Below are 23,458 nucleotides of genomic sequence, written 5' to 3'. Positions count from 1 at the left end.
GGGAGGCCGCCGGGGGCAGTGCGCCGACCCGTACAGCTTTTTTGTACGGGTCCGTCGTGCATGACTTGCCGTCAGTGGTGGGGAGTTGGGGGCCATGGCCACCCGAAAAAACACGTCGGCGATGCGCATGCTGGGCGCCCAGCTCGCCTGCTTCCGCCGCGCAGCCGGTTACACCCAGCGAACTCTGGCCGAGGCGGTGTGCGCGGACCTGGAGACGATCGCCTCGATCGAGCAGGGACGCCGGGTCCTGAAGCCCGAACTGGCCCGAACCTTTGACCGGTTGCTGGACACCAAGGGTGCGCTGGAGGTGGCGGTCGAAAACATGCCGGAGGTGGACAAGTACCCGCTGTGGGCCGAGAAGTACATGGATGAGGAGCGGGTGGCCATCGCCCTCTGCTTCTACGCGAACCAAGTCCTACCGGGCCTGCTCCAGAACGAGGAGTACGCCCGCGCGGTGTTCAGCAGTCGCGTACCGCCATACAGCGAGGACGAGATCGCCTTCCACCTCAGCAACCGCCTCGATCGGCAGGCCATACTGCACCGCAGCGAGCCACCGACACTGAGCTTCGTGCTCTCGGAGGTGATCGTCCGCGACCGGCTCGGCGGCCAGACCGTATACCGGGGAATGCTCCAGCACCTCACGGAGTGCGCCCGTCTCCCTGGGCTCGCCCTCCAGATCATGCCACTGGGGCGCGAGACCCACGCTGCCCTCGCCGGCGCCTTCATCCTCTTGGAAACCCCGCGATTCCAGCACCTCGCCTATACGGAAACTCAGCGTGGCAGCCAGTTCGTGGCCGACCCCGATGAGGTAAGCATTCTGGCGCGCAAGTATGCGATGCTGCGAACACAGGCCCTCAACACCGAAGAGTCGATGGCCCTGTTGGAGCGGCTGCTAGGAGAGCAATGAGCAACGCACTGGAGTGGTTCAAGTCCAGCTACAGCAGCGACGAGGGCGGCGAGTGCGTCGAAATCGCCTGCGCCTGGCGCAAGTCGAGTTACAGCGGAAGCGAGGGCGGTGAGTGCGTCGAGGTGGCAGCCCACCCGTCCGCGATCCACATCCGGGACTCGAAGAACCCGAAGGGCCCGACCCTCACCCTGAACCCCACCGCCTGGCAGGGGTTCCTGAGCACCCTCTGACGGGAAGGCTCGTGACACCCGGCTTCAAGGAGGGACATGAACACCCAACGCGCGTGGTTCAAGTCCAGCTACAGCAGCGACGAGGGCGACGCTTGCATCGAGATCGCTCACGCCTGGCGCAAGTCGAGCTACAGCGGCGATGAGGGCGGCGCCTGCGTCGAGGTGGCGACCCACCCCTCGGCGATCCACGTCCGGGACTCCAAGGACCCCGAGGGCCCGACCCTCACCCTGAACCCCACCACGTGGCAGGGCTTCCTGCATACCCTCTGACCACGGCGACGCACGTCAGTTGGTGTTGTGCGTGGGGTAGACCTGCACGTCGGCGTAGGAGCCCTTGACCTGGCCCGCACCGGACGGCCAGTCCAGGGTGATGGTGTGGGTCTCGTTCGGCGGCGTCACCAGGATGTTGGTGGGGTGCGAGAGGCTGTTGCCGCTGGAGTCAATCGTGTACGCGAGGTCGAAGACGGCGGCGTCACCGGGCTTGAGCGTGGTGACGCGCGGCTGGGCCTGACCCCGGGCTATGGGGTTGGAGGTGTGGTCGGCGTCCTTGATGTCGACGCCGGCGAACCCGGTCGCGGAGCAGGTCGTGGAACCCCGGTTGATCATGGTGATGTTGACGCGGCCGGAGGTCTTGTCGGGCGCGGCGTTCTGCGCGTCGATGGCGAGGTCCGCGGTCTTGCAGAACGTGGTCTTGCCGTCGCCCTTCGCCGTACCGTTCACGGCACCGTTCGCGGCACCCTTGCCGGAGCCGGACTTGCCCTTGCCGGCGGACGATCCGCCGCCCGAGGAGGCCGAGCCGCCGTTGGAGGACGTCGAGCCGCCGCCCGAGTCATTCGAGCCGCCGTCCGGGGCCGCGGCGGAGGGGGCGGAGGCGGCCGAGGAGCCGGTGGCGGCGGAGCCCGACGCGGAGTCGTCACCGTTGCAGGCGGTCAGGGAGAACGTGGCGGCGACACCGAGCGCGGCGACTGCGGCGATGCGGGTGAGCTTCATGGTCTTCCCCTTGGAGAGGCGTTCGTTCGTTCGGACAGAACTATTTGTAGCCCGCAGCGAGTTACGAGCGGTCTCCCACGACGTCTTCGTTCTGTCACAGGCGTCTCATATGAACGGTGTTGAGGGGCAGTCATTTGCCGGGCCGGGCGGTCGCGCAACTGCCGCGCGCACTCGGCCAGTTGGGGACGTCCCCCGCGCTGCCGTCCACGACAACGATCAGAAAGGCTGCCCCAACCGGGGTGACAAGTGATGCGACCGGGGCCGGAGCGCGGCCCATGCGCGGTGTTGCCCCCACCTGTGATGATCACTAAAGTCGGCCGGGTGACTGCCGGGTCGGCCATGGGCCACGCACGAGTGAGGTTCCCGGCCTCGGCGTGAGCCCGAGGCGGGCAAGAGGCCCGCCCCCCTTTCTTCGAGTCTCAGCTCCCGGCGCCCCGCATCCGGCGCGCCGTTCCAGCGGATCCCAAGACCGGAGATACCCCACCGATGTCCCATGACCAGCAGTACCCGCATGGCTCTGCCCTGCCGACCACCGGCGTCCACTTGAACCACACGGCCATCTACGCGAGCGACCGACACCTGTCAGCCGAGTTCCTTGCCGTGGTCCTTGGTCTGAAGGTCGCCGCTCCGTTCGGGCCGTTCCTGCCCGTCGACCTGGGCAACGGCGTGACCCTCGATTACTACGAGAAGAGGGACGAGCCGATCCAGTCGCAGCACTACGCCTTCCTCGTCCCCGACGAGCAGTTCGACGGTGTGATCGCCCGTCTGGAGGCGGTGGGGGTCACCTACTACGCCGACCCCAGCCATACCGAACCCGGGCGGATCAACCGCCTGTTCGGGGGTCGCGGCGCCTACTTCGACGACCCGGACGGTCACAACATGGAGGTCATGACCCGGCCCTACGCCCGCCCCTAGGGGCACGCCAGGCCCGTAACCAGGGCGCGCCTCGGGCGAGGCCGGCGGCCCGGGACCTTGTCGCACGGGTCCCGGGTCCGGCCGGTGTGGCAGCGGATGGAGCGTCGCACGGACACGCGCAGCTTGGGCTGCTTGCCATTCAGTTTGCCCTTGCGCTTGGCGATGGCCATGCCCTCGCGGGTGCGCAGGTGGTTGAGGTTGGCCTCGAACTCGGCGACCATCGCCAGGGTTTGCAGGAACAGCCGGCCGAACGGGTCGTCCCAGCCGTAGACCGAGGCGCCCAGGCCGAACAGCACACCGCGGCCGCCTTGGTGACCGTGAAGACGGTGCCGTCCCACACCGCGGTCAGCGCCTGGTCCACTCCGGTGCGGTTGGTGCGGGTGGTGCCGGAGAAGCCGCGGTCGATATAGATGCGGTCCGGCTCGACCCCGAGCGCGAGTAGCTGCTCGGTCTGCACGAGCACGTCCTGCTCGTCGGTGGAGCACGGTCTGCGCGAGCGGCACGACGAGTCCGTGGCGAAGGAGGGTGTGTTCGACGAGCGCGCGTACCCGACTCGCGTCCCGTTCACCCTGCCGGTGTTCCGGATAACCGCCCATCACCGGAATGACACGCGGAACACTCTTACGGAACACCCCCATCAACGCGCGTGATCATCCACACCGGTGTTCCGGTAGACGATCGCCCTACGGAACACCGCACGATGCACGGATTGGTCCAGTCAAGGTCCCATGACGATGGCGCCATCGCAGTGCGTTCGGCTAACGGAGGAATCCTGTACCACTGCTACTCGCACCCGTCTCTTAAACCGGCCATAAATGGCATGTTCATGGCCTGGTGCTCTGCGTGGCCCGACACGATCCTGAGCCCAACACCCGAGTCGACCTCGCCCGGCGGTGTCGGCATCCGGTGCTCCGCGTGGATGTTGAGGAGGGGCCATGGTTTCGGGGGGTCGGGGTAGCACTGGGGCGCGTGCGCGGGGGTGGTCGCGTGCACGGGTGACCGCGGCGGCGTTGACGGTGGTGTTGGTGGCGTCGCTGACGCAGGTGGTGGCCTCACCACTGGTGGCGTCGGCGTCGGCGTCGGCGTCGGCGTCGGTGGTGCGGCGGGATCTGCCGTTGATGACGTCGGCACCGGCGCCGGCGAGTGACCTGAAGCGTGCCGAACCCCCGCAGCCGAAGGCCGATTTCGCGCCGCTGGCGGGCAAGCCCGCGTCGAAGGAGCAGGTGCGGGCGGGGGAGGCGGCGCCGGAGACCAGCTGGTCGGTCCGGTCGATGAGAGTGTGGTGTCCACGGAGACGCCGACGTTGAAGGTTCGTGACCTCGGCCAGGGGGTGTTGTACTGCTTCAAGGTGTCGACCGGGTTCGACGGCCGGTCCGGCAGTGTCGCTGATTCGGGATGCCTGTCCACGCCGGAGTGGACGGTGCCCTGGCATGTGCTGAACGACGGCGGCAGGTATACCTGGGCGGCCGCCACGACTTTGGCAGCGGACAAGCCGGTGACCTCGCCGTCGTGGGTCGGGCATTTCACGGTCAACCAGCGGGTGGGTGATCCGGGGCCGGCCCCGTCCGACACGTCGGGGCCGGTGGCCGTCAACCTGTTCAACGGCAATGCCCAGTACAAGAATGCCGGTCCAGCGTTCGAGGCGGTGGGTGGCTCGGCCGGGGTGACGTTCGGCTTCAACTCCCGGCAGGGCGGTGAGGCGCATGGGGTGCGGGCGTCGTACTTTAACGATTCGCGGCACAACGGCACCCCCGACGATGCTCCGGTGCTGGTGCGCAACGAGCCGGCGGTGAACCTGAACACGATCCGGGATTCGTTGCCGGACAATCCGTGGTTCGACCCGTTCCCGGCCGCGTTGGACAAGAAGAATTACGTCATCCGGTGGGAGGGGCAGTTCACGGCTCCGGTGAGCGGGGACTTCCAGTTCGCCGGTGTCCATGCCGATGGCGCGAAGATCTGGGTGAACGGCCGACTGGTCTATGACAACCCCAACTCCGCGGGCATCAGTTTCGAGTTCCTGAACGACGCAGGTCCCAAGACCGACCGGGACACGACGCTGACCGCAGGTCAGCGGGTGCCGGTCAAGGTCGAGTTGTACCACCATTCGGATGACAAGCCGCAGATGGTGTTGTGGGCCAAGGGCATTGGCGCTGACTATGCGGGCCGGCGCTTCCGCAACTGGATGCCGCAGTTCGTGTCGACCGAGCGGTTGTATGCCCAGGACCCGCCGCCGCTGCCGGCCGGCTGGACCCTCGGACTGGCGGGCAGCGCCTACACCAAGGCCGAGATGCTGGACGGGTCGGTGGTGCTCACCGACGGCTCCGGCCGCAAGCACACCTGGGGCAAGGCCTCCAACGGTGGCTACAGGCCGCCGCCCGACGAAGACGGCGTGCTCGCCTTCGACACCGGCGGCCGGATCTCGGTGACCCAGACCGACACGGTGTCGGTGTTCAACGTCGACGGCACCCTGGCCACGGTCGCGTCGGTGCTGGACAGCAAGAAACCGGCCGCGCTGCAGTATCACTACAGCGGCACGGTCCCGCGGTTGGCCGAGATCACCGATCCTGTGTCGGGCCGGTCGCACCAGCTGCTCTACAACACCGACAACAGTGACAGCTGCTATGGCGGGACGGCCAAGCCGCCGGGCGCTGACCCGGCACCGGCGAACATGCTGTGCCGCATCAGGTATTGGGACGGGACCGAGACCCGGCTGTGGTACCTGTTCGGCACCCTGGCCCGGATCGAGAACCCCGGCGCGTCGATCTCCGACTACGACTACCTGGACCGGTCGGCCAACCAAACGGAGTACAACAAGTCCGGAACCAGCGAGCAGGACAAGGAGAGACTGAAGGAGAGCGTCGGGCCGATCACCGTGATCCGTGATCCGCTGGCCTATGACTGGCTGGTCCGGCAGACCTCGGGGGTCTTCGCTGAGCGCACCGTGATCCGCTACCAGGCCGGTTACGAACCCGAAGCCCGCCAGACACTGTTGCGGGCGGTCCAGGTGGCGCTGCCGTGGGCGAATGGCAGACCCGGGATCGGGTTCCCCGGCGGGCATTCCTACTCCTACGACCTGGCGGGCAAGAGCGCCTCTGTGGATGTGAGTGGGCTGAACGATCCCCTCCATCCAGGCCACAACCGCACCGTCACCTACGACGACGCCGGCCGCGCGTTGAGGTCGACCGACGCCGACGGGGTCACCACCGCGCAGGAATGGAACGCCAAGGACAAGCCCATCGCGAGCGTCGACGCGAGAGGGAAACGCAGCACCATCATCTACGACCACGCCGACCGTCCCACCGACGATTTCGGGCCCGCCCCGGCGTCGTGCTTCGATGGCCAGGCCCCGACCGCCGCGTGCGCGGGGACGATCCCGCACAGCCATGTCGGCTATGACGAGGGCATGACGGGGTTGCAGGCCGCGTTGTACGGCAACCCGGGCTTGTCGGGTGTGCCCGCGGTGTGGCAGACCGGGGTCGGCGCCAGCGATGGTTCCCTGGCCGGCACCTGGGGCGGCAACCCGCCGGTGGCGAACACTGACGGCTGGTCGGGGCGGTTCACCGGCGAGATCCAGTTCCCCGCCGCCGGCGAGTACCAGCTCGGGTTCACCGTCGTCGACGGGGTCCGGCTGTGGATCGACGACGTGCTGACCGTGGACAGCTGGACCGACAAACCCAGCACCACCGCCCCCGGCACCTACAAGAACACCACCGCCGGCAGCTGGCACCGGGTCCGCGTCGACTACTACAACCGTGCCGGCACGACCGGTGCCCTGAACTTCACCTGGACACCTCCCGGCGCGGGTGCCGCCGTGACCGTGCCGGGGACGAACTTGGCGCCCCGCTACGGGAACCAGACCAGCAACGTCACCGACAGCACCTCCGGGGGCAATGTCGAACGCGCGCCCTCGACGAGCGCCGCGACCGGCTACTCCGATCCCACGGCGGGGATTGATCCGGTGTTCGGGCTGGTGGTGTCCAAGACGGGCGACCCGGGCGGCCTCAACCTGACCCGGCGCAACAGTTTCGAGAAACCCGGTACCGGGTTCCTGCGTCAACTGGCCACAGCTTTGCCGGCCGGGGACATCACCGATCCGGGCAAGCGCGGCACAACCGCCTATTACGGCGACACCGAAACCCGCGCCAACCCCTGCGACCCACACTCGCAAGCGGTCCACCAAGGCGGCATGGCCAAAACCATCACGGCCGCCCGTAGCGCCGACGGGTCAGCCAACACAGCCGAACAGGTCTACGACGTCGCAGGCCGGGTCATCGCCTCCCGGATCAACACCCAGCCCTGGTCCTGTATCAGCTACGACACTCGCGGCCGGGTCACCCGGAAGTCGTTCCCGGCGATGGACGGCCAACCCGCCCGCACCATCAGCTACGACCACGCGGTCGGCGGCGACCCACTCACCGGCAAGGTCAGCGACGAGTCCGGATCGACCACCACCGTGATCGACCTGCTCGGCCACGTGGTGTCCTACACCGACGCCAGCGGCGTGACCACCACCAACACCTACGACGTCGCCGGCCGCAAGACCAGTGAGACCGCAACGGTCAAAGGCGCCTCGACGACCCTGGCCTACCGGTGGACCAAAGCGTCCCGCCTGAGTGGCCTCGACCTGGACGGGACCACGGTGGCCACCCCTGCCTACGACGCGGGATTCCTGCAGGGCGTGGCCAACGGCAACCAATCGAACCTCGCGATCACCTACAACGACGCCGAAACACCGACCGCGCTGACCTGGCAGACCCCGGCCTCGACGGTCACCGACACCGTCACCCGCTCCCGTGACAACCGGGTCACCGACGACACCATCGCCGACACCGCCACCCCCGACACCAAATACACCTCCGGGTACACCTACGACGGCGTCGGCCGGCTGGTCGCCGCCACCGTGCCACACCACCAGCTCACCTACGCCTACGCCGCGGACGGCGGCTGCGGCCCGAACACGAAAGCCGGGCAGAACAGCAACCGCACCACGTCCACCGACAGCCTCAACGGCGCGGCCCCGACCAGCACCCTCTACTGCTACGACCAGGCCGACCGGCTGACCTCCACCAGCGGCGGACTCGCGCTGTCGTTCGGCTACGACGCCTACGGCAACGCGACCAAGATCGGCACCGACACCCTCGGTTATGACTCCACCCGCCGACACATCACCACCAGCTCTGCCGGGCGGACCGTGCGATACACCCGCGACGTCACCGGTCGCATCACCGCACGAACGGTCACCGAAGGCGGCAAACCCGCGCAGGTCACCCGCTACGGCTTCACCAGCGGCTCCGGCGGCCCGGACATCATTCTCGACAGCGGCGGAAACCTCCGGCAGCGCGTACTAGGGCTGCCCGGCGGGGTCGTGCTCACCAAGACCTACACCCAGAACCCGACCACCAACTGGGCCTATCCCAACATCCACGGCGACATCCTGTTCACCACCGATGGCGCTGGCGCGCGCACCGGCGCCATCCATCTGTACGACCCGTTCGGGCAGGACATCGATCCCGCCACCGGCGCCATCGGTGACATCCCCATCCCCGCCACCGCCGAGGGCGGCATGGACTTCGGGTACCTCGGCCAGCACACCGTCCCCATCGAACACGTCGCCAACCAGCAAGCACTCGAAATGGGAGCCCGTACCTACCTCCCCGCCCTCGGCCGCTTCCTGCAAACCGACCCCATCGCCGCAGGCTCCGCCAACGACTACGACTACACCAACGCCGACCCCGTCAACAACCACGACCTCACCGGCGAATACCCCAAACGTGCGGATCCGGATGATTGGGATGTATACGATCCCAACGCTCCGCCGAGTCGCACTATCTCAGCCAGAGCCGCATTCCTGGGTGTTCTATTGCCTCTGGCTGTGGCCGGGTACATTATTCTCGATTCAGGCAGGCTCGCGCATGAAAACGACGTGAAAAACGGCGTTCCGATAAAAACAACTCAAGATGAAATTAACCGTGCCGGGCCCCCGCGCGATCCCGGTCGCCCTTGCGGAGAGGCATGTGTGAAGGTGTTCCCTGACCCCACACTGGACGCGCCAAGTGGTCAGGGCGAACCGGTGCCAGTAAGTAAACCAGAGCCAGTTCGCGAGCCCGACGGGCGAATCCACTGCGGCTGCCGGAATTCGACAGGAGGCCCAAGCTTCTGAGATTGCGACCCGGTGTCAGCGGATATCGAGAAGATGAGGAGGCCGCACTGCCGACCGGGGTTCCGGGGGTTCGTTTCCTTCCCCGGCCCCGGAACAGACTGAGCACAGACGCGTTCCTCGATCGCTTGCAGTCATACCCGGCCAAGTACCAGTGCCCAGCAGTAGTGGCAGGGGCCGCCAGTGGTTCTGCTCACCCCGATGGTCCGGTATCCGCAGTCTCCGGCTGCGGTCCGGCCGGATAGGGGGTCGAGGCTGTGTTCGGCGGTCTCGGTGGACGCGGCTACTGCCATTGCGGTCTGTGTAGGAGCCAGCGTCTCGTACGTCGGTGGCCAGGTCGTCGCCGGTAGGTCCGGTGAAGGCGATGTAGTCGTGGCCATGTCTTTGCTGTGGTGGGCGGTCCCGTGAGTCAGCCGGGTGTCGGTGGTTAACGGGGGGCAGCCGTTGCCGGTCCGGCGCTGGACCCCCCGCAGGGCCGGCTAACCGCCCCGGCCTTTGACCCCGTCGCCGGGACCTTGCCGCTGCCGCTGCCGCTGCCGTCACCCATACAAACCCTCCCCCACGGCCGCCGTGCCCTGCGGGGGCCCGCGCCGGTCGCTGTGCGGCGCAACGCGAACCCCCTTGTGCAGGCGGCCAGTTGGAGCCCCCGCACGCCAGGGCGAGCCCGCACGCCCCGGGCAACCGACGCCGGGCCGACGGCAGACCCCGCTCAGAGACCCCGCGCGACCTCGGTCGCCCAGTACGTGAGGATCATGCTCGCGCCGGCCCGCTTGATGCCGGTCAGGGTTTCCAGGATGGCCCGGTCGCGGTCGATCCAGCCCTTCTCGGCGGCGGCCTCGATCATCGCGTACTCGCCGCTGATCTGGTACGCCGCGACCGGCACGTCCACCGACTCGGCGACCTTGGCCAGGATGTCGAGGTAGGGACCGGCCGGCTTCACCATGACCATGTCCGCGCCCTCGGCCAGGTCCAGCGCCAACTCCCGCATGGATTCACGGGTGTTGGCGGGGTCCTGCTGGTACGTCTTGCGGTCACCGCGCAGGGAGGAGCCGACGGCCTCGCGGAACGGGCCGTAGAAGGCGGAGGAGTACTTGGCGGTGTAGGCCAGGATCGACACGTCCTCGTGCCCGGTCTGGTCCAACGCGTCCCGGATGACGCCGACTTGGCCGTCCATCATGCCGGAGGGGCCCACGACGTGGACGCCCGCGTCGGCCTGGACCTGGGCCATCTCCGCGTAGCGCTCCAGGGTGGCGTCGTTGTCGACGCGGCCGTCCGCGTCGAGCACGCCGCAGTGGCCGTGGTCGGTGTACTCGTCCAGGCACAGGTCCGACATGATCACCAGGTCGTCGCCGACCTCTTCGCGCACGGCGCGGATGGCGACCTGGAGGATGCCGTCGGGGTCGGTGCCCGCGGTACCGGCCGCGTCCTTCTTCTCGTCCTGCGGCACGCCGAAGAGCATGATCCCGGCGACACCCGCGCCGACCGCCTCCGCGGCGGCCTTCCGCAGGGTGTCCAGGGTGTGCTGGGCCACGCCCGGCATGGCCTGGATCGGAACGGGTTCGGTGATCCCTTCCCGTACGAAGGCGGGGAGGATGAGGTCGGCGGGGTGCAGCTGGGTCTCCGCGACCATGCGGCGCATGGCGGGGGTGGTGCGCAGCCGACGGGGCCGGGCCCCGGGGAAGGATCCGTACACAGTCATGCCGTACACGCTACGCCGCCGCGCGGGTGGCTCTCCCCCACCCCGCCCCTTCCCGAAACCCGCCGGGGGTTGAAGGAAGACCCTCGGGCTCCGCCCCAGACCCGGTTCGCGCCTTCAAGGGCGCTCGTCCTCACGCCGGACAGGCTGAGTTGCCGATACGGGCCGGCACGGCCCCGCCAGGGGCGCGGGGAACTGCGCGAGAAGCGAGCACGGCCCGCAGAGCGGGTTCACTCTCGGGCAGCGGAGCCCCAGCGCAGGGGCCGGGGCTCCGGGTAACCCGAACTACGTCGTGCGGCGGCGCCTCGCGCCCGGGCGGCGTTCGCTGGGGCGGGTCACGTGCTCGCCCGCCGACATCGCCGCGTCCCGCCGGGCCGCCCCGAAGTCCGCCAGCGCCTGCGCCAGCTTGTGCACGGACGGCTCGGGAGCCATGACGTCCACCCGCAGCCCGTGCTCCTCGGCCGTCTTCGCCGTGGCCGGGCCGATGCACGCGATCACCGTGACGTTGTGCGGCTTGCCCGCGATGCCCACGAGGTTGCGCACCGTGGAGGACGACGTGAAGAGCACCGCGTCGAAGCCGCCGCCCTTGATCGCCTCACGGGTGTCGGCCGGCGGCGGCGAGGCCCGCACCGTCCGGTAGGCCGTGACGTCGTCGACCTCCCAGCCCAGCTCGATCAGACCCGCCACCAGTGTCTCGGTGGCGATGTCGGCGCGCGGCAGGAACACCCGGTCGATCGGGTCGAAGACCGGGTCGTAGGGCGGCCAGTCCTCCAGGAGACCGGCGGCCGACTGCTCGCCGCTGGGCACCAGGTCCGGCTTGACGCCGAACTCGATCAGTGAGGCGGCCGTCTGCTCGCCGACCGCGGCGACCTTGATACCGGCGAACGCGCGCGCGTCGAGCCCGTACTCCTCGAACTTCTCGCGCACCGCCTTCACCGCGTTGACGCTGGTGAACGCGATCCACTCGTAGCGGCCCGTCACCAGGCCCTTGACCGCGCGCTCCATCTGCTGGGGCGTGCGCGGCGGCTCGACGGCGATCGTCGGCACCTCGTGCGGCACGGCCCCGTACGACCTGAGCTGGTCGGAGAGCGAGGCGGACTGCTCCTTGGTACGCGGTACGAGCACGCGCCAGCCGAACAGCGGCTTGGACTCGAACCACGAGAGCTGATCACGCTGAGCGGGTGCGCTGCGCTCGCCGACCACGGCTATCACGGCCTGGTGCCCGTCCGGCGAGGGCAGCACCTTCGCCTGCTTGAGCACCTGGGCGACCGAGCCGAGCGTCGCGGACCAGGTCCGCTGGCGCGTGGTGGTGCCCGCGATCGTCACGGTCATCGGGGTGTCGGGCTTGCGGCCCGCCGAGACCAGCTCGCCGGCGGCGGCCGCGACGGTCTCCAGCGTGGTGGAGACCACCACCGTGCCGTCGCTCGCGCCGACCTCCGCCCAGCACCGCTCGGAGGCGGTACGGGCGTCGACGAAGCGGACGTCGGCGCCGCTCGCGCCGCTCAGCGGGACACCGGCGTACGCGGGTACGCCGACCGCGGCGGCCACGCCGGGCACCACCTCGAAGGGGATGCCCGCCGAGGCGCAGGCCTGCATCTCCCCCGCGGCGTCGCCGTCGAGACCCGGGTCACCGGCGACGGCACGGACGACCCGCCTGCCGGAGCGCGCGGCCTCCATGACAAGATTGGCGGCATCCCGCAACACGGGGATCCCGGCGGTTGTTGACGCCTCGTCAATGACCGTCAGCTGGGGTGTGTCCACACCCGCCCGCGCATGCGCGCGAACAACGTCGAGCACAGCGGGCTCGGCGATCAGGACGTCCGCCGAAGCCAGCGCCTCAACGGCGCGCAGTGTCAGCAGCCCGGGGTCACCGGGACCGGCACCGAGGAAGGTGACGTTTCCGGCTGCGGTGGGGTGGGTCGTGGGGCTCAAAGTGCTCGCTCCCCCATAAGACCGGCCGCACCCTTGGCGAGCATCTCGTCCGCGAGTTCGCGTCCGAGGGCCATCGCTTCGTCGTGCGACGTGGGTACGGGACCGGTGGTGGACAGTTGCACCAGCGAGGAACCGTCGGTGGTACCGACAACTCCGCGCAGGCGCATCTCATGAACAGCCTGCCCGTCGGCCATTGGGGTCTCCCCTGCTCGAGCGAAGTCGAGAGCTTGGGGAAGGTCGGCCAGCGCACCAACAGGTGCACTGCAACCGGCCTCCAGGGCGGCGAGCAGGGAACGCTCGGCGGTCACGGCGGCCCGCGTGAACGGGTCGTCGAGCTCGGCGAGCACGGCGGCGAGGTCGGCGTTGGCCGCCGCGCACTCGATCGCCAGGGCCCCCTGGCCGGGGGCGGGCAAAACGGTGTCGACCGACAGGAGCTCGGTCACGACGTCGCCGCGTCCGATGCGGTTGAGCCCGGCGGCGGCCAGGACCACCGCGTCGAGCTCACCCTTGGTGACGTAGCCGACGCGGGTGTCGATGTTGCCGCGGATCGGCACCGTCTCGATCGTCATCCCGTGACTGCGGGCGTACGCGTTGAGCTGCGCCATCCGCCGGGGCGAGCCGGTGCCCACGCGGGCGCCGGCGGGCAGCTCGGCGAAGGTCAGCCCGTCACGGGCGACCAGCACATCGCGCGGGTCCTCGCGGACCGGCACGGCGGCCAGCACGAGATCGGGGTGCTGGGCGGTGGGCAGGTCCTTGAGGGAGTGCACCGCGAAGTCGACCTCGCCGCGCAGCAGCGCCTCGCGCAGGGCCACGACGAACACACCGGTGCCGCCGATCTGCGCCAGGTGCTCGCGGGAGGTGTCCCCGTACGTGGTGATCTCCACAAGGTCCACCTGACGGCCCGTCAACTGCCGTACGGCGTCGGCCACATGGCCCGACTGGGCCATGGCGAGCTTGCTGCGCCTGGTCCCGAGTCGGAGTGCTTTCTCGGTCATGACCGCCCTCGGTTCTTGACATCGGCGTCGTTCACATCGGCCCGGGAGACGGCGGCCACCGCGTCCGGGTCGAGGTCGAAGAGAGTGCGCAGCGCGTCCGCGTACCCGGCGCCACCGGGCTCCGCCGCGAGCTGCTTGATCCGCACGGTCGGCGCGTGCAGAAGCTTGTCCACGACGCGGCGCACGGTCTGGGTGACCTCGGAGCGCTGCTTGTCGTCGAGGTCCGGCAGCCGGCCCTCAAGACGCGCGACCTCGCCGGCCACCACCTCGGCCGCCATGGCGCGCAGCGCGACCACGGTGGGCGTGATGTGCGCGGCCCGCTGGGCGGCGCCGAAGGCGGCGACCTCGTCCGAGACGATGGCGCGCACCTGGTCCACGTCGGCGGCCATCGGCGCGTCGGCGGACGCCTCGGCGAGCGATTCGATGTCCACGAGACGCACCCCGGGCACCCGGTGCACGGCGGCGTCGATGTCGCGCGGCATGGCGAGGTCGAGCAGCGCCAGCTTCACGGGCCCGGCCGGTACGGGGATGTCCTTGCGCTCCCGGGCGATCCTGCGCTCGGTGTTCTCGGCCCAACTCCCGTGCAGCTCAAGGGAGTCGGCGTCGGGGGCAGCGGCGGCGTCCGGGGCGGCGGCGGTCGCGCCGTCGGCCCGCAGCGCCTCGTCGACCAGGCCGAACCCGGCCATCGCGGCGCCCGCGGCGGCGGTGGCGGGGAAGGCGACCGGGCAGCCCTCGGCGATGGCGGCATCGGCGGACGCGGCATCGGCGGGCGCGGCCGGGGCCGACAGGCTCTCGCCGACGGCCAGGGCGACGGCCTCGCCGGTCAGTACGAGGCCGGTGGCGCCGGTGCAGGAGACCGCGATGTCGACTCGTGTCAGTTCGCGTGCGACATCGGCCATCGCGATCGCCCGCGCGGCCGTGCCCGACTCGCCAAGGATCTCCACAAGCCGCTCGGCGCGGGCGTGCGTGCGGTTGGCGACGACGATCTCGTCGATCCCGGTCCGGCCCAGCGTCGCGGCGGCGAGCGAGGACATCGAACCCGCGCCGATGACCAGCGCCCGCTTGCCCTTGGCCCAGTCACCGACGGGCGCGCCTGCGGCCAGCTGCTCGAGACCGAAGGTGACGAGCGACTGCCCGGCCCGGTCGATCCCGGTCTCGCTGTGGGCGCGCTTGCCGACCCTGAGCGCCTGCTGGAACAAATCGTTCAACAGCCGCCCGGCGGTGTGCAGTTCCTGCCCGAGCGCGAGAGTGTCCTTGATCTGGCCGAGGATCTGGCCCTCGCCGACCACCATCGAGTCCAGACCGCAGGCCACCGAGAAGAGGTGGTGGACGGCCCGGTCCTCGTAGTGCACGTACAGATAAGGGGTGAGCTCTTCGAGGCCCACGCCGCTGTGCTGGGCGAGCAGCGTGGAGAGCTCGGCGACACCGGCGTGGAACTTGTCCACGTCCGCGTACAGCTCGATGCGGTTGCAGGTGGCGAGCACCGCGGCCTCGGCGGCGGGCTCGGCGGCGAGGGTGTCGTGGAGCAGCTTGGCCTGCGCGTCCGCGGACAGGGAGGCCCGCTCCAGGACGCTGACGGGGGCGCTGCGGTGGCTGAGGCCGACGACCAGGAGGCTCATGCCGGCATCACGGCGGGCAGATCCCCGTCCGGTCCCTTCCGGCCGGGGCCGGTGGCGCGCACCGGCGGCACCACGGCGGCGGCCGCGGCGCCCGCCTCGGCGACGGCGGCTTCCTCGCCGGCCTTGCGCTGCTCGTGGAAGGCGAGGATCTGGAGCTCGATGGAGAGGTCGACCTTGCGGACGTCGACGCCCTCGGGGACCGAGAGCACGGTCGGCGCGAAGTTGAGGATGGAGGTCACCCCGGCCGCGACCAGCCGGTCGCAGACCTGCTGAGCGGCGCCCGCCGGGGTCGCGATGACCCCGATCGAGACGCCGTTGTCGCTGATGATCTTCTCCAGGTCGTCGGTGTGCCGCACCGGCATCCCGGCGACCGGCTTCCCGGCCATGGCGGGGTCGGCGTCTATCAGGGCCGCGACCCGGAAGCCGCGCGAGGCGAAGCCGCCGTAGTTGGCGAGCGCGGCGCCGAGGTTGCCGATACCGACGATCACAACCGGCCAGTCCTGGGTCAGACCCAGCTCACGGGAGATCTGGTAGACGAGATACTCGACGTCGTAACCGACTCCCCGGGTGCCGTAGGAGCCCAGGTACGAGAAGTCCTTGCGCAGCTTCGCGGAGTTGACCCCAGCGGCGGCCGCCAGCTCCTCGGAGGAGACCGTGGGCACGGAGCGCTCCGAAAGGCCGGTGAGCGCACGCAGATACAGCGGAAGCCTGGCGACGGTGGCCTCGGGGATTCCTCGGCTTCGGGTCGCCGGTCGGTGAGTTCGGCCAGTTGCCACGGTGCTCCTGCGGGATGAGCGGGGCTGTAGGCGGCCACACGTTCCAGGGCCGCCCCGTCGGATGCAGGCTATGTCTTTGTGAACGCGTGCACAAAGATGGTGTCCGCTTTGTCCGAGCAAAGTGACCGGGCTCACGCGAGTCGGGGAGGAAATCGCGGAACCACCGAGGGGTTCGGTCCGTTCAGGACCCAAAGGGGGCAAAGCCGCACACTCTCCTCACAGCGATACCCCCGAATCACAGCAAAACGACCATGATGGTAACCGCAACCATCGCGATCGCCCTCATTTCGCTGCTCAGCGGCCCCTGCCGGAAGGTGCCCCGGGACGGCGCGCCCGGCGCCGCCCGGGCCGGCGGTGGGGCGCGCCGTCCCGGACCTCAGTCGGTCAGGGCGCTCCTGAGGCGAGCCGGGTCCACCCGCCAGAAGGTGTGCTGCGCGCCGTCGATCAGGACCACCGGAATCTGCTCCCAGTACTCCTTGTGCAGCGCCTCGTCCCGCGTGATGTCCTTCTTCTCCCAGACCGCACCCGTCTCGGCGCACACGGCCTCGATCACCTCCTGGGCGTCGTCGCACAGATGGCACCCGGGCTTCCCGATCAGCGTGACCACCCGCTCGGCGGGGTTGCCGCCCGGCTTCTTCGTACGTCGCAGAAAGGGACTCATGCCGTCCATTCTCCCGCCACGGGCCGCCCATGGGACCCATAAGTCCGGAACATCCGTTTAACGTGCCCGCCGCGCAGAGTTCACGTCATGGCACCCCGGCGCGTCCGGGCCCCTGGAAGGGACTGGCTATGCTCACGACATGGCCGTACTGGGATGGTTCACCCGTCGTGGGCGCTCGGCGACAGCACGCAGTGTGCTGGCCGGCGAGGCCGCAGCCGAGGCCGCCCGCAAGACCTCGCGTGAGCTGGCGGAACTGGCGCAACCGGCCGGGCAGGCCGCAGGGCGGGCCGGGCAGGCCGCAGGGCGGGCCGGGCAGGCCGGGACCGAGGCGGACGGGAAGCCGTCCGAGCCGGAGTTCCCCGTCGTCGGCGACAACCTGGCCGCCGCCTTCTTCGACCTCGACAACACCGTGATGCAGGGCGCCGCTCTCTTCCACTTCGGGCGCGGCCTGTACAAACGGCAGTTCTTCCAGCGCCGCGAACTGGCGCGCTTCGCCTGGCAGCAGGCCTGGTTCCGGCTGGCCGGGGTCGAGGACCCCGAGCACATGCAGGACGCCCGTGACAGCGCGCTGTCCATCGTCAAGGGCCACCGCGTCTCCGAGCTGATGTCGATCGGCGAGGAGATCTACGACGAGTACATGGCCGACCGCATCTGGCCCGGCACCCGCGCCCTCGCCCAGGCCCACCTCGACGCGGGCCAGAAGGTGTGGCTGGTGACGGCCGCCCCGGTCGAGACCGCCACGATCATCGCCCGCCGGCTCGGCCTGACGGGCGCGCTCGGCACGGTCGCCGAATCCGTGGACGGTGTCTATACGGGACGCCTGGTGGGCGAGCCGCTGCACGGGCCCGCCAAGGCGGAGGCGGTACGGGCGCTCGCCGCCGCCGAAGGGCTCGACCTGAACCGGTGTGCCGCCTACAGCGACTCGCACAACGACATCCCCATGCTCTCGCTGGTCGGCCACCCCTATGCGATCAACCCGGACGCGAAACTGCGCAGGCACGCGCGGGACCGGGAGTGGCGGCTGCGGGACTACCGGACCGGCCGCAAGGCCGCGAAGGTGGGCATTCCGGCGGCGGCCGGCGTCGGCGCCCTGGCCGGCGGCACTGCGGCCGCGGTCGCACTCCACCGCCGCCGCCGCTGAGACCCGGGCGGACGCGTCTTCCGCGGGCCGCGAGGTGCCGGTTCGCCTTCACGCCTGCGGGCCGTGCGCGATCGCTCGACACCGGATTCCGTCTTGACGCCCTGCGGGGCCGTGCGTGGCTGGTCGCGCAGCTCCCCGCGCCCCTGGGCATCCGGCGCCGGTCCGCACGGGCGTCTTCAGCCCGCCCCGGGGTCTCCCCCGGCCCTTGACGCCTCGGGCGAGTTCGAGGACGAGCGCCCTTGTGGCGCGAACGGGGTCCGGCGCCCGGCCCTTCATCACCCGGAGGGTTCAGGGAAGGGCGGGGAGGGGCCCACCTGGGTTCGGGGCGGAGCCCCCGGGCCCGCGTCCGGCGCGGCGACCCGCCGCCACTGTCCGTCACGCGGGCCCGCCCGGCGCCGGGATTTTCGATTGCGGGGGTTTCGCCCCGCCCCCCATGGCCCGCCAGCCCCGTTGCCCCTGCTCGGGCACAACAGATCCCCCGCGCGGGCAGATCCGAAAGCAACTCGATCAACTTCTGGTCACCTTGCGTGCCTTGAACAGCCGCATAGACGTAACAGAAGCGACGTAATCGACGATTTGAGCAACTGGGTGTAGCGCTCCCTGTACGAAGCGTTATTCTCCTCAGACGCAATCCGGAACCCGTACATCGCCACGATGGGTGAACGGTTCCGCACTGCACGTGATGGAAGCTCTGCCTCTGGGAGTCCCGTGTACCCACACGTCGGGGTTGACGCCTCGGGCCTGGCTACGCTGCGCGGGGCGGTCGTCGACCGCCTGCGCGTCTTCGTCCCCACCGCGTACGCCGGCGCCCCTGCCTTCGCCACCGCAACACCCGTCGGGCCCTGCTACGCCCTGGCCGACGGTGGTGCCGCAGTCGGTAGACGGAGCGGCGGCCGCAGCACGGGCACGTCCGCGACGCCCACCGCCCGCCGGCCCACCGCCGACAGCGACAGCGCCCGCATGATGGACCTCGTCGAGCGCGCGCAGGCCGGCGAGGCCGACGCCTTCGGCCGGCTCTACAACCAGTACAGCGACACGGTCTACCGCTACATCTACTACCGCGTCGGCGGCAAGGCGACGGCCGAGGACCTCACCAGCGAGACGTTCCTGCGCGCCCTGCGCCGGATCTCCACCTTCACCTGGCAGGGCCGCGACTTCGGAGCCTGGCTGGTCACGATCGCGCGCAACCTGGTCGCCGACCACTTCAAGTCGAGCCGGTTCCGGCTCGAAGTGACCACCGGCGAAATGCTCGACGCCAACGAGGTCGAGCGCTCACCCGAGGACTCCGTCCTGGAGTCGCTGTCCAACGCGGCCCTGCTCGAAGCCGTACGCAAGCTCAATCCGCAGCAGCAGGAGTGCGTGACCCTGCGCTTCCTCCAGGGCCTCTCGGTCGCCGAGACCGCCCGTGTCATGGGCAAGAACGAGGGCGCGATCAAGACCCTCCAGTACCGGGCCGTGCGCACGCTCGCGCGGCTCCTGCCGGAAGACGCCCGCTGACCGTCCGGCGCCGCCGGTCCACATACGCCGGCCCGCCGGCCCGCTCACCCGCCCACTCGTCGAAGGCGGGTCCAACTCACCGTCCGCGAGCACTCCATGACGCTCTGGTCCGATCATCTTTCGTCTCATCTTTCGTCCGTAACCCAAGTGCCGCGTCCGTCGTTGTGCGGGATGAAGGCTCCCTGTGGTCACGCCATGCCCATGGCCACTCACTCGATCGTGTGGATGGGCTCAAGGCGTGCAACCTTCCAGGCCCCTTGGGGAGTCGACCGTGATGACGAGAGGAGGTGCCGCCAGTGATCGCGAACGTATCGGCGCACCGGCGGGCGAACGCCTTCGCCCAGGCCCTGGAAGAAGCCTCGGCGGCCGACCAGGAGACACCCGAGACCGGCGCGGCCGAACAGGCCGAGACCGGCAGGCTGTTGACCCTGGCGGGTGGGCTCGGCGAACTGCCGAAACCGGAGATGGACCCGCAGGTCAAGGTCGAGCAGCGGGCGCTGCTCATGGCCGAGATGGAGCGGATGTTCGCCGGCGGCGGTGCCGCCGACCCTCAGGTGCCCGAACAGCGGACCGGCCGCGGCGCCCACCGGGCGACGTCGCTCCGGAAATTGCGCCCCCGCTCCCGCTGGTCCAAGGGCATCGCGGCGGGCGGCCTGAGCATCGGTGTGGCCGCTGGAGCGTTCAGCGGCGTGGCCGCTGCCAGTTCCGACGCCCTGCCCGGTGATTCCCTGTACGGGCTCAAACGCGGCATGGAGGACCTCAAGCTCGGCATGGCCGACGACGACGCCGCCCGGGGCGAGATCTACCTCGACCAGGCATCGACCCGGCTCTCCGAGGCGCGCCGCCTCATGGAGCGGGTCCGGGCGGGCGACCTCGACCATGAACAGCTCGGCGAGGTCAGACGGGCGCTCAGCGGCATGGAGCACGACGCAGCGGAGGCCCACCGCCTGCTGCACCAGGCCTATGCGAAGGACGGCTCGCTCGGCCCCATCGCCGCGCTGAACTCCTTCTCGCAGGCGCACCGCGAGAGCTGGAGCAAGCTGCGCGGCAAACTGCCCCCGCAGCTGTCGGACGTGGGCGACAAGGTGAGTTCGGTCTTTGCCGCCATAGACCAAGAGGTCGGGCCGCTCCAGTCGCTGCTGCCCAAGTCGACGTCCACGACCCACACCCGGCAGGGGCAGAACACCTCGCACCCCGCCGGCACTCCGGGCGCGACCCGCCCGTCCACGCCGTTCGCGCCCTCATCGGGCTCCGCCTCCCGGCACGGCGCCCCCGCCACCAGCGGAAAGCCGCAGCAGCCCTCCGGCACGCCCTCCAACGAGGGGCTGCTCGGCGGCAACACGGGCGGCCTGTTCGAGCCGGGCACGGGCAGCACCACGCCCGCGCCCTCCGGCAAGACGGCCAAACCCCCGGTCCCGGACGTCACCTTGCCCCCGCTCCTGCCCGGTCTGCTCCCGGGCCTGGGCATCGACGCGGACAAGGCGGAGTAGCGCCAGGAGGACACCCGTAACGCACGCGGGAAGGGAGGGGCCGGGACAGTCCGGCCCCTCCCTTCCCGCACGCATCCCCTTCCGTACGAAGATGAACGATTCCGGCCGGCCCCGAGGAGAACCGCTCAGAAGAACACGGACCGCCGCTGCACAAGCAGCTTGTACAGCGTGTGCTGGATCTGCTCCCGCACCTGGTCGGTGAGGTTGAACATCAGCATCGGATCCTCCGCCGCCTCCGGCGGGTACCCGTCCGTCGGGATCGGCTCGCCGAACTGGATGGTCCACTTCGTCGGCAGCGGCACCAGGCCCGCGGGCCCGAGCCAGGGGAACGTCGGCGTGATCGGGAAGTACGGGACGCCGAGCAGCCGGGCGAGCGTCCTGGAGTTCCCGATCATCGGGTAGATCTCCTCGGCCCCCACGATCGAGCACGGCACGATGGGCGTACCGGCCTTCAGCGCGGTCGACACGAAACCGCCCCGGCCGAACCGCTGGAGCTTGTAGCGCTCGCCGAACGGCTTGCCGATGCCCTTGAACCCCTCGGGCATCACCCCGACCACCTCGCCCCGCTCAAGCAGCGCCTGCGCGTCCTCGGAACAGGCCAGCGTGTGCCCGGCCTTGCGGGCCAGCTCGTTGACGACCGGCAGCATGAACACCAGATCGGCCGCGAGCAGCCGCAGATGGCGCCCGGCGGGATGATGGTCGTGCACCGCCACCTGCATCATCAGACCGTCGAGCGGCAGCGTCCCCGAATGGTTGGCGACGACCAGCGCCCCGCCGTCGGCGGGGATGTTCTCGACGCCCTTGACCTCCACCCGGAAGTACTTGTCGAAGAACGGCCGCAGGATCGACATCAGGACCTGGTCGGTCAGTTCCGCGTCGTAGCCGAACTCGTCGACGTCGTACTCGCCGGTGATCCGCCGCCGCAGGAACGACAGGCCGCCCGCGATCCGCCGGTCCCAGTCGCCCCCGCGCCGCTCCTCCGGGGCCCCGGAGGCCTCGGCCGCCGCGTTCACCCTGTCCCCGGGCCCCCGGCCGCCGGAAGGCCGCTCTCCGGGCCCCTGTGCGCCCGGCAGAGCGCTGACCGGCGCGGCGGGGGACGGGACCTGCGCGGCGCCGGTCTCGGCCGTGCGGCGGCCCGCGGGGCGCCTGCGGCCGGCGCGCTGCGCGCCCTGGCGCGAGCGGTCGTCGTCGAACGGGATGACCTTGGCGTCCGCCATCGTTGGTGCGCTCCTCATTCCGCGTGCGAAGGGGTGGTGGCTCCGGCGAGGTCCTTGCCGGGGAAAGGCGCGAACGGCAGCCCCGCCACCCGGTCGACCGCCCTGGCCAGCGCGTCCGGCGGCAGCAGCCCCGGTCCCCTGCTGCGGGCGAAGTCCGCGAACGCCTCGGCGGTCGTGTACGTGGGCTCGTAGGCCAGTGTCTCGCGCATCTCGGTGGTGCTGACCACCCTGCCGTGGGTGAGCAAACGAATCTGCTCGGGTGAGAAGTCCGTCACCCCGACCGTCCTGAGCGCGCTGCCCACCCAGCGGACCGCCGGAAGCAGCACCGGCACGGTGGGCCGCCCCAGCCGCCGCGAACACTGCGAAAGCAACAGCACGCCCTCCCCGGCGACGTTGAAGGTCCCGCTGTTGAGCGTGCCACGCCGGGGCTCGCCCGAAGCGATCCGCAGCACGTCGATCACATCGTCCTCGTGCACGAACTGCAACCGCGGGTCATAGCCAAGCACCGTGGGAAGCACCGGCAGCGAGAAGTACTCCGCGAGCGGCGAGTCGGCGCTCGGCCCCAGGATGTTGGCGAAGCGCAGCACGCACACCGCGACGTCGGGCCGGCGCCGCGCGAAGCCGCGCACATAGCCCTCGACCTCGACGGCGTCCTTTGCGAAGCCGCCGCTGGGCAGTGACTTGGGGGGCGTGGTCTCGGTGAACACGGCGGGATCGCGCGGCGCGGACCCGTACACGCTCGTACTCGACTTCACGACGAGCCGCTTGACCGTCGGCGACTTCTGGCAGGCACCGAGCAGCTGCATGGTGCCGATGACGTTGGTCTCCTTGACCGCGGTGCGCCCGCCGCCGGAGCTCAGCGGCGTCCCGGTCACATCCATGTGCACGACGGTGTCCACGCCGTATTCCGCGAGCACCTTGGCGATCGCCGGGTGGCGGATGTCGGCCGCCACGAAATCGGCGTCCCCCAACGAGTGCTCCGGCCGGACCACGTCGACCCCGATCACGCGGTCGACCTCGGGATCCCGCTGGATCCGCCGCACGAGACGGCCCCCCAGTTGCCGGGCCACTCCAGTGACGAGCACGACCTTCCCCAAGATCAGCGCCTTCCTTCGGCCTCGGTACGCCCCTGCGCCCGCTGCCCGCAACCGTAGCGGCTGGTGGCCGCGCGGCGGCGACCACGGGCGCGTCCATGGCCGAGAAACCGCGTCCGGACACGCCACAGCCCTCCCGCC

General features: G+C 70.1%; 19 protein-coding genes and 1 pseudogene. 9 read left to right on the top strand and 11 right to left on the bottom strand.

Translation table 11 applies throughout. From position 1 onward, the window contains the following. Positions 1–94: 94 nt before the first annotated feature. The 3 genes from ABR738_RS23675 to ABR738_RS23665 are packed head-to-tail and all read left to right on the top strand — an operon-like array spanning position 95 to position 1,407. Positions 95–907: a helix-turn-helix domain-containing protein gene (locus tag ABR738_RS23675; RefSeq protein ID WP_350231986.1), complete on the top strand. Its 813-nt coding sequence runs from the start codon at positions 95–97 to the stop codon at positions 905–907. Further along, positions 904–1,137: a DUF397 domain-containing protein gene (locus ABR738_RS23670; protein WP_350231985.1), complete on the top strand. Its 234-nt coding sequence runs from the start codon at positions 904–906 to the stop codon at positions 1,135–1,137. Before ABR738_RS23675 ends, ABR738_RS23670 begins: the two co-directional genes overlap by 4 nt. Before the next feature lie 36 nt (positions 1,138–1,173). Then, positions 1,174–1,407, top strand: a complete 234-nt coding sequence (locus ABR738_RS23665; RefSeq protein ID WP_350231984.1) for a DUF397 domain-containing protein — start codon at positions 1,174–1,176, stop codon at positions 1,405–1,407. A gap of 15 nt (positions 1,408–1,422) precedes the next feature. Here ABR738_RS23665 and ABR738_RS23660 read toward each other — a convergent pair whose 3' ends face one another. Continuing rightward, positions 1,423–2,127 carry a DUF4232 domain-containing protein gene (locus tag ABR738_RS23660; RefSeq protein WP_350231983.1) on the bottom strand — a complete coding sequence of 235 codons (705 nt, stop codon included), beginning with the start codon at positions 2,125–2,127 and terminating at the stop codon, positions 1,423–1,425. Between the two features lie 486 nt (positions 2,128–2,613). Between ABR738_RS23660 and ABR738_RS23655 the strand changes: the two genes are divergently transcribed. Further along, a complete protein-coding gene (locus ABR738_RS23655; RefSeq protein ID WP_350231982.1) occupies positions 2,614–3,042 on the top strand; it encodes a VOC family protein in 429 nt (142 codons plus the stop codon). On the opposite strand, the gene ABR738_RS23650 is transcribed toward ABR738_RS23655, so the two are convergent. Both ABR738_RS23650 and ABR738_RS23645 read right to left on the bottom strand, forming a co-directional pair. Further along, on the bottom strand, positions 3,039–3,338 hold the full coding sequence (locus tag ABR738_RS23650; RefSeq protein ID WP_350231981.1) for a recombinase family protein: 300 nt from the start codon (positions 3,336–3,338) through the stop codon (positions 3,039–3,041). The genes ABR738_RS23655 and ABR738_RS23650 overlap by 4 nt on opposite strands. Before the next feature lie 23 nt (positions 3,339–3,361). Continuing rightward, positions 3,362–3,610, bottom strand: a pseudogene (locus ABR738_RS23645) (recombinase family protein); the annotation flags it as partial. Positions 3,611–4,037: 427 nt separating this feature from the next. On the opposite strand from ABR738_RS23645, the gene ABR738_RS23640 reads away from it, so the two are divergent. Together ABR738_RS23640 and ABR738_RS23635 are read left to right on the top strand one after the other, a co-directional pair. After that, a complete protein-coding gene (locus ABR738_RS23640; protein WP_350231980.1) occupies positions 4,038–4,349 on the top strand; it encodes a hypothetical protein in 312 nt (103 codons plus the stop codon). Next, the gene (locus ABR738_RS23635) at positions 4,325–9,202 is read left to right on the top strand and encodes a PA14 domain-containing protein (RefSeq protein WP_350231979.1); all 4,878 of its coding nucleotides are present in this window, start codon (positions 4,325–4,327) and stop codon (positions 9,200–9,202) included. The genes ABR738_RS23640 and ABR738_RS23635 overlap by 25 nt, the downstream gene beginning before the upstream one ends. Positions 9,203–9,908: 706 nt before the next feature. Here ABR738_RS23635 and hemB read toward each other — a convergent pair. The 6 genes from hemB to ABR738_RS23605 all read right to left on the bottom strand — a co-directional run bounded on the left by hemB (position 9,909) and on the right by ABR738_RS23605 (position 16,878). Further along, a complete protein-coding gene (gene hemB / locus ABR738_RS23630; RefSeq protein WP_350231978.1) occupies positions 9,909–10,898 on the bottom strand; it encodes a porphobilinogen synthase in 990 nt (329 codons plus the stop codon). 282 nt (positions 10,899–11,180) lie between these two features. Beyond that, the gene (locus tag ABR738_RS23625) at positions 11,181–12,827 is read right to left on the bottom strand and encodes a bifunctional uroporphyrinogen-III C-methyltransferase/uroporphyrinogen-III synthase (RefSeq protein ID WP_350231977.1); all 1,647 of its coding nucleotides are present in this window, start codon (positions 12,825–12,827) and stop codon (positions 11,181–11,183) included. Next, the gene (gene hemC / locus ABR738_RS23620) at positions 12,824–13,822 is read right to left on the bottom strand and encodes a hydroxymethylbilane synthase (protein WP_350231976.1); all 999 of its coding nucleotides are present in this window, start codon (positions 13,820–13,822) and stop codon (positions 12,824–12,826) included. Before hemC ends, ABR738_RS23625 begins: the two co-directional genes overlap by 4 nt. Then, a complete protein-coding gene (locus ABR738_RS23615; RefSeq protein WP_350231975.1) occupies positions 13,819–15,441 on the bottom strand; it encodes a glutamyl-tRNA reductase in 1,623 nt (540 codons plus the stop codon). The genes hemC and ABR738_RS23615 overlap by 4 nt, the downstream gene beginning before the upstream one ends. Then, entirely contained in the window at positions 15,438–16,217 is a 780-nt protein-coding gene (locus ABR738_RS23610) for a redox-sensing transcriptional repressor Rex (protein ID WP_350231974.1), read from the bottom strand. Before ABR738_RS23610 ends, ABR738_RS23615 begins: the two co-directional genes overlap by 4 nt. A gap of 376 nt (positions 16,218–16,593) precedes the next feature. Next, positions 16,594–16,878, bottom strand: coding sequence for a glutaredoxin family protein (locus ABR738_RS23605; protein WP_350231973.1), 285 nt, complete (start codon positions 16,876–16,878; stop codon positions 16,594–16,596). Between the two features lie 139 nt (positions 16,879–17,017). Between ABR738_RS23605 and ABR738_RS23600 the strand changes: the two genes are divergently transcribed. The 3 genes from ABR738_RS23600 (at position 17,018) to ABR738_RS23590 (ending at position 21,006) form a co-directional block, all read left to right on the top strand. Then, positions 17,018–18,019: an HAD family hydrolase gene (locus ABR738_RS23600; protein WP_350231971.1), complete on the top strand. Its 1,002-nt coding sequence runs from the start codon at positions 17,018–17,020 to the stop codon at positions 18,017–18,019. Positions 18,020–18,727: 708 nt separating this feature from the next. After that, positions 18,728–19,516, top strand: coding sequence for an ECF subfamily RNA polymerase sigma factor, BldN family (locus tag ABR738_RS23595; protein WP_350231970.1), 789 nt, complete (start codon positions 18,728–18,730; stop codon positions 19,514–19,516). 296 nt (positions 19,517–19,812) lie between these two features. Beyond that, positions 19,813–21,006: a DUF5667 domain-containing protein gene (locus ABR738_RS23590; RefSeq protein ID WP_350231969.1), complete on the top strand. Its 1,194-nt coding sequence runs from the start codon at positions 19,813–19,815 to the stop codon at positions 21,004–21,006. A 125-nt stretch (positions 21,007–21,131) separates the two neighbouring features. Here ABR738_RS23590 and ABR738_RS23585 read toward each other — a convergent pair whose 3' ends face one another. Both ABR738_RS23585 and ABR738_RS23580 read right to left on the bottom strand, forming a co-directional pair. Beyond that, positions 21,132–22,223 carry a lysophospholipid acyltransferase family protein gene (locus ABR738_RS23585; RefSeq protein ID WP_350231968.1) on the bottom strand — a complete coding sequence of 364 codons (1,092 nt, stop codon included), beginning with the start codon at positions 22,221–22,223 and terminating at the stop codon, positions 21,132–21,134. Positions 22,224–22,237: 14 nt separating this feature from the next. Next, positions 22,238–23,320 (bottom strand): NAD-dependent epimerase/dehydratase family protein, encoded by a 1,083-nt coding sequence (locus ABR738_RS23580; protein WP_350231967.1) that lies wholly within the window; start codon positions 23,318–23,320, stop codon positions 22,238–22,240. Positions 23,321–23,458: the final 138 nt, after the last annotated feature.

The sequence above is a fragment of the Streptomyces sp. Edi4 genome (genome assembly GCF_040253615.1).
Classification (GTDB): domain Bacteria; phylum Actinomycetota; class Actinomycetes; order Streptomycetales; family Streptomycetaceae; genus Streptomyces.
The sequence above is the reverse complement of the archived record's forward strand: the minus strand, read 5'-3'. Positions and strand labels throughout refer to the sequence as shown.

Bases quoted from the DNA above. Each gene is read 5' to 3' on its own strand.
- ABR738_RS23615 (WP_350231975.1), bottom strand. From the start codon at position 15,441: ATGAGCCTCCTGGTCGTCGGCCTCAGCCACCGCAGCGCCCCCGTCAGC.
- ABR738_RS23670 (WP_350231985.1), top strand. From the start codon at position 904: ATGAGCAACGCACTGGAGTGGTTCAAGTCCAGCTACAGCAGCGACGAG.
- hemB (WP_350231978.1), bottom strand. From the start codon at position 10,898: ATGACTGTGTACGGATCCTTCCCCGGGGCCCGGCCCCGTCGGCTGCGC.
- ABR738_RS23585 (WP_350231968.1), bottom strand. From the start codon at position 22,223: ATGGCGGACGCCAAGGTCATCCCGTTCGACGACGACCGCTCGCGCCAG.
- ABR738_RS23665 (WP_350231984.1), top strand. From the start codon at position 1,174: ATGAACACCCAACGCGCGTGGTTCAAGTCCAGCTACAGCAGCGACGAG.
- ABR738_RS23660 (WP_350231983.1), bottom strand. From the start codon at position 2,127: ATGAAGCTCACCCGCATCGCCGCAGTCGCCGCGCTCGGTGTCGCCGCC.
- ABR738_RS23655 (WP_350231982.1), top strand. From the start codon at position 2,614: ATGTCCCATGACCAGCAGTACCCGCATGGCTCTGCCCTGCCGACCACC.
- ABR738_RS23600 (WP_350231971.1), top strand. From the start codon at position 17,018: ATGGCCGTACTGGGATGGTTCACCCGTCGTGGGCGCTCGGCGACAGCA.
- hemC (WP_350231976.1), bottom strand. From the start codon at position 13,822: ATGACCGAGAAAGCACTCCGACTCGGGACCAGGCGCAGCAAGCTCGCC.
- ABR738_RS23675 (WP_350231986.1), top strand. From the start codon at position 95: ATGGCCACCCGAAAAAACACGTCGGCGATGCGCATGCTGGGCGCCCAG.
- ABR738_RS23605 (WP_350231973.1), bottom strand. From the start codon at position 16,878: ATGAGTCCCTTTCTGCGACGTACGAAGAAGCCGGGCGGCAACCCCGCC.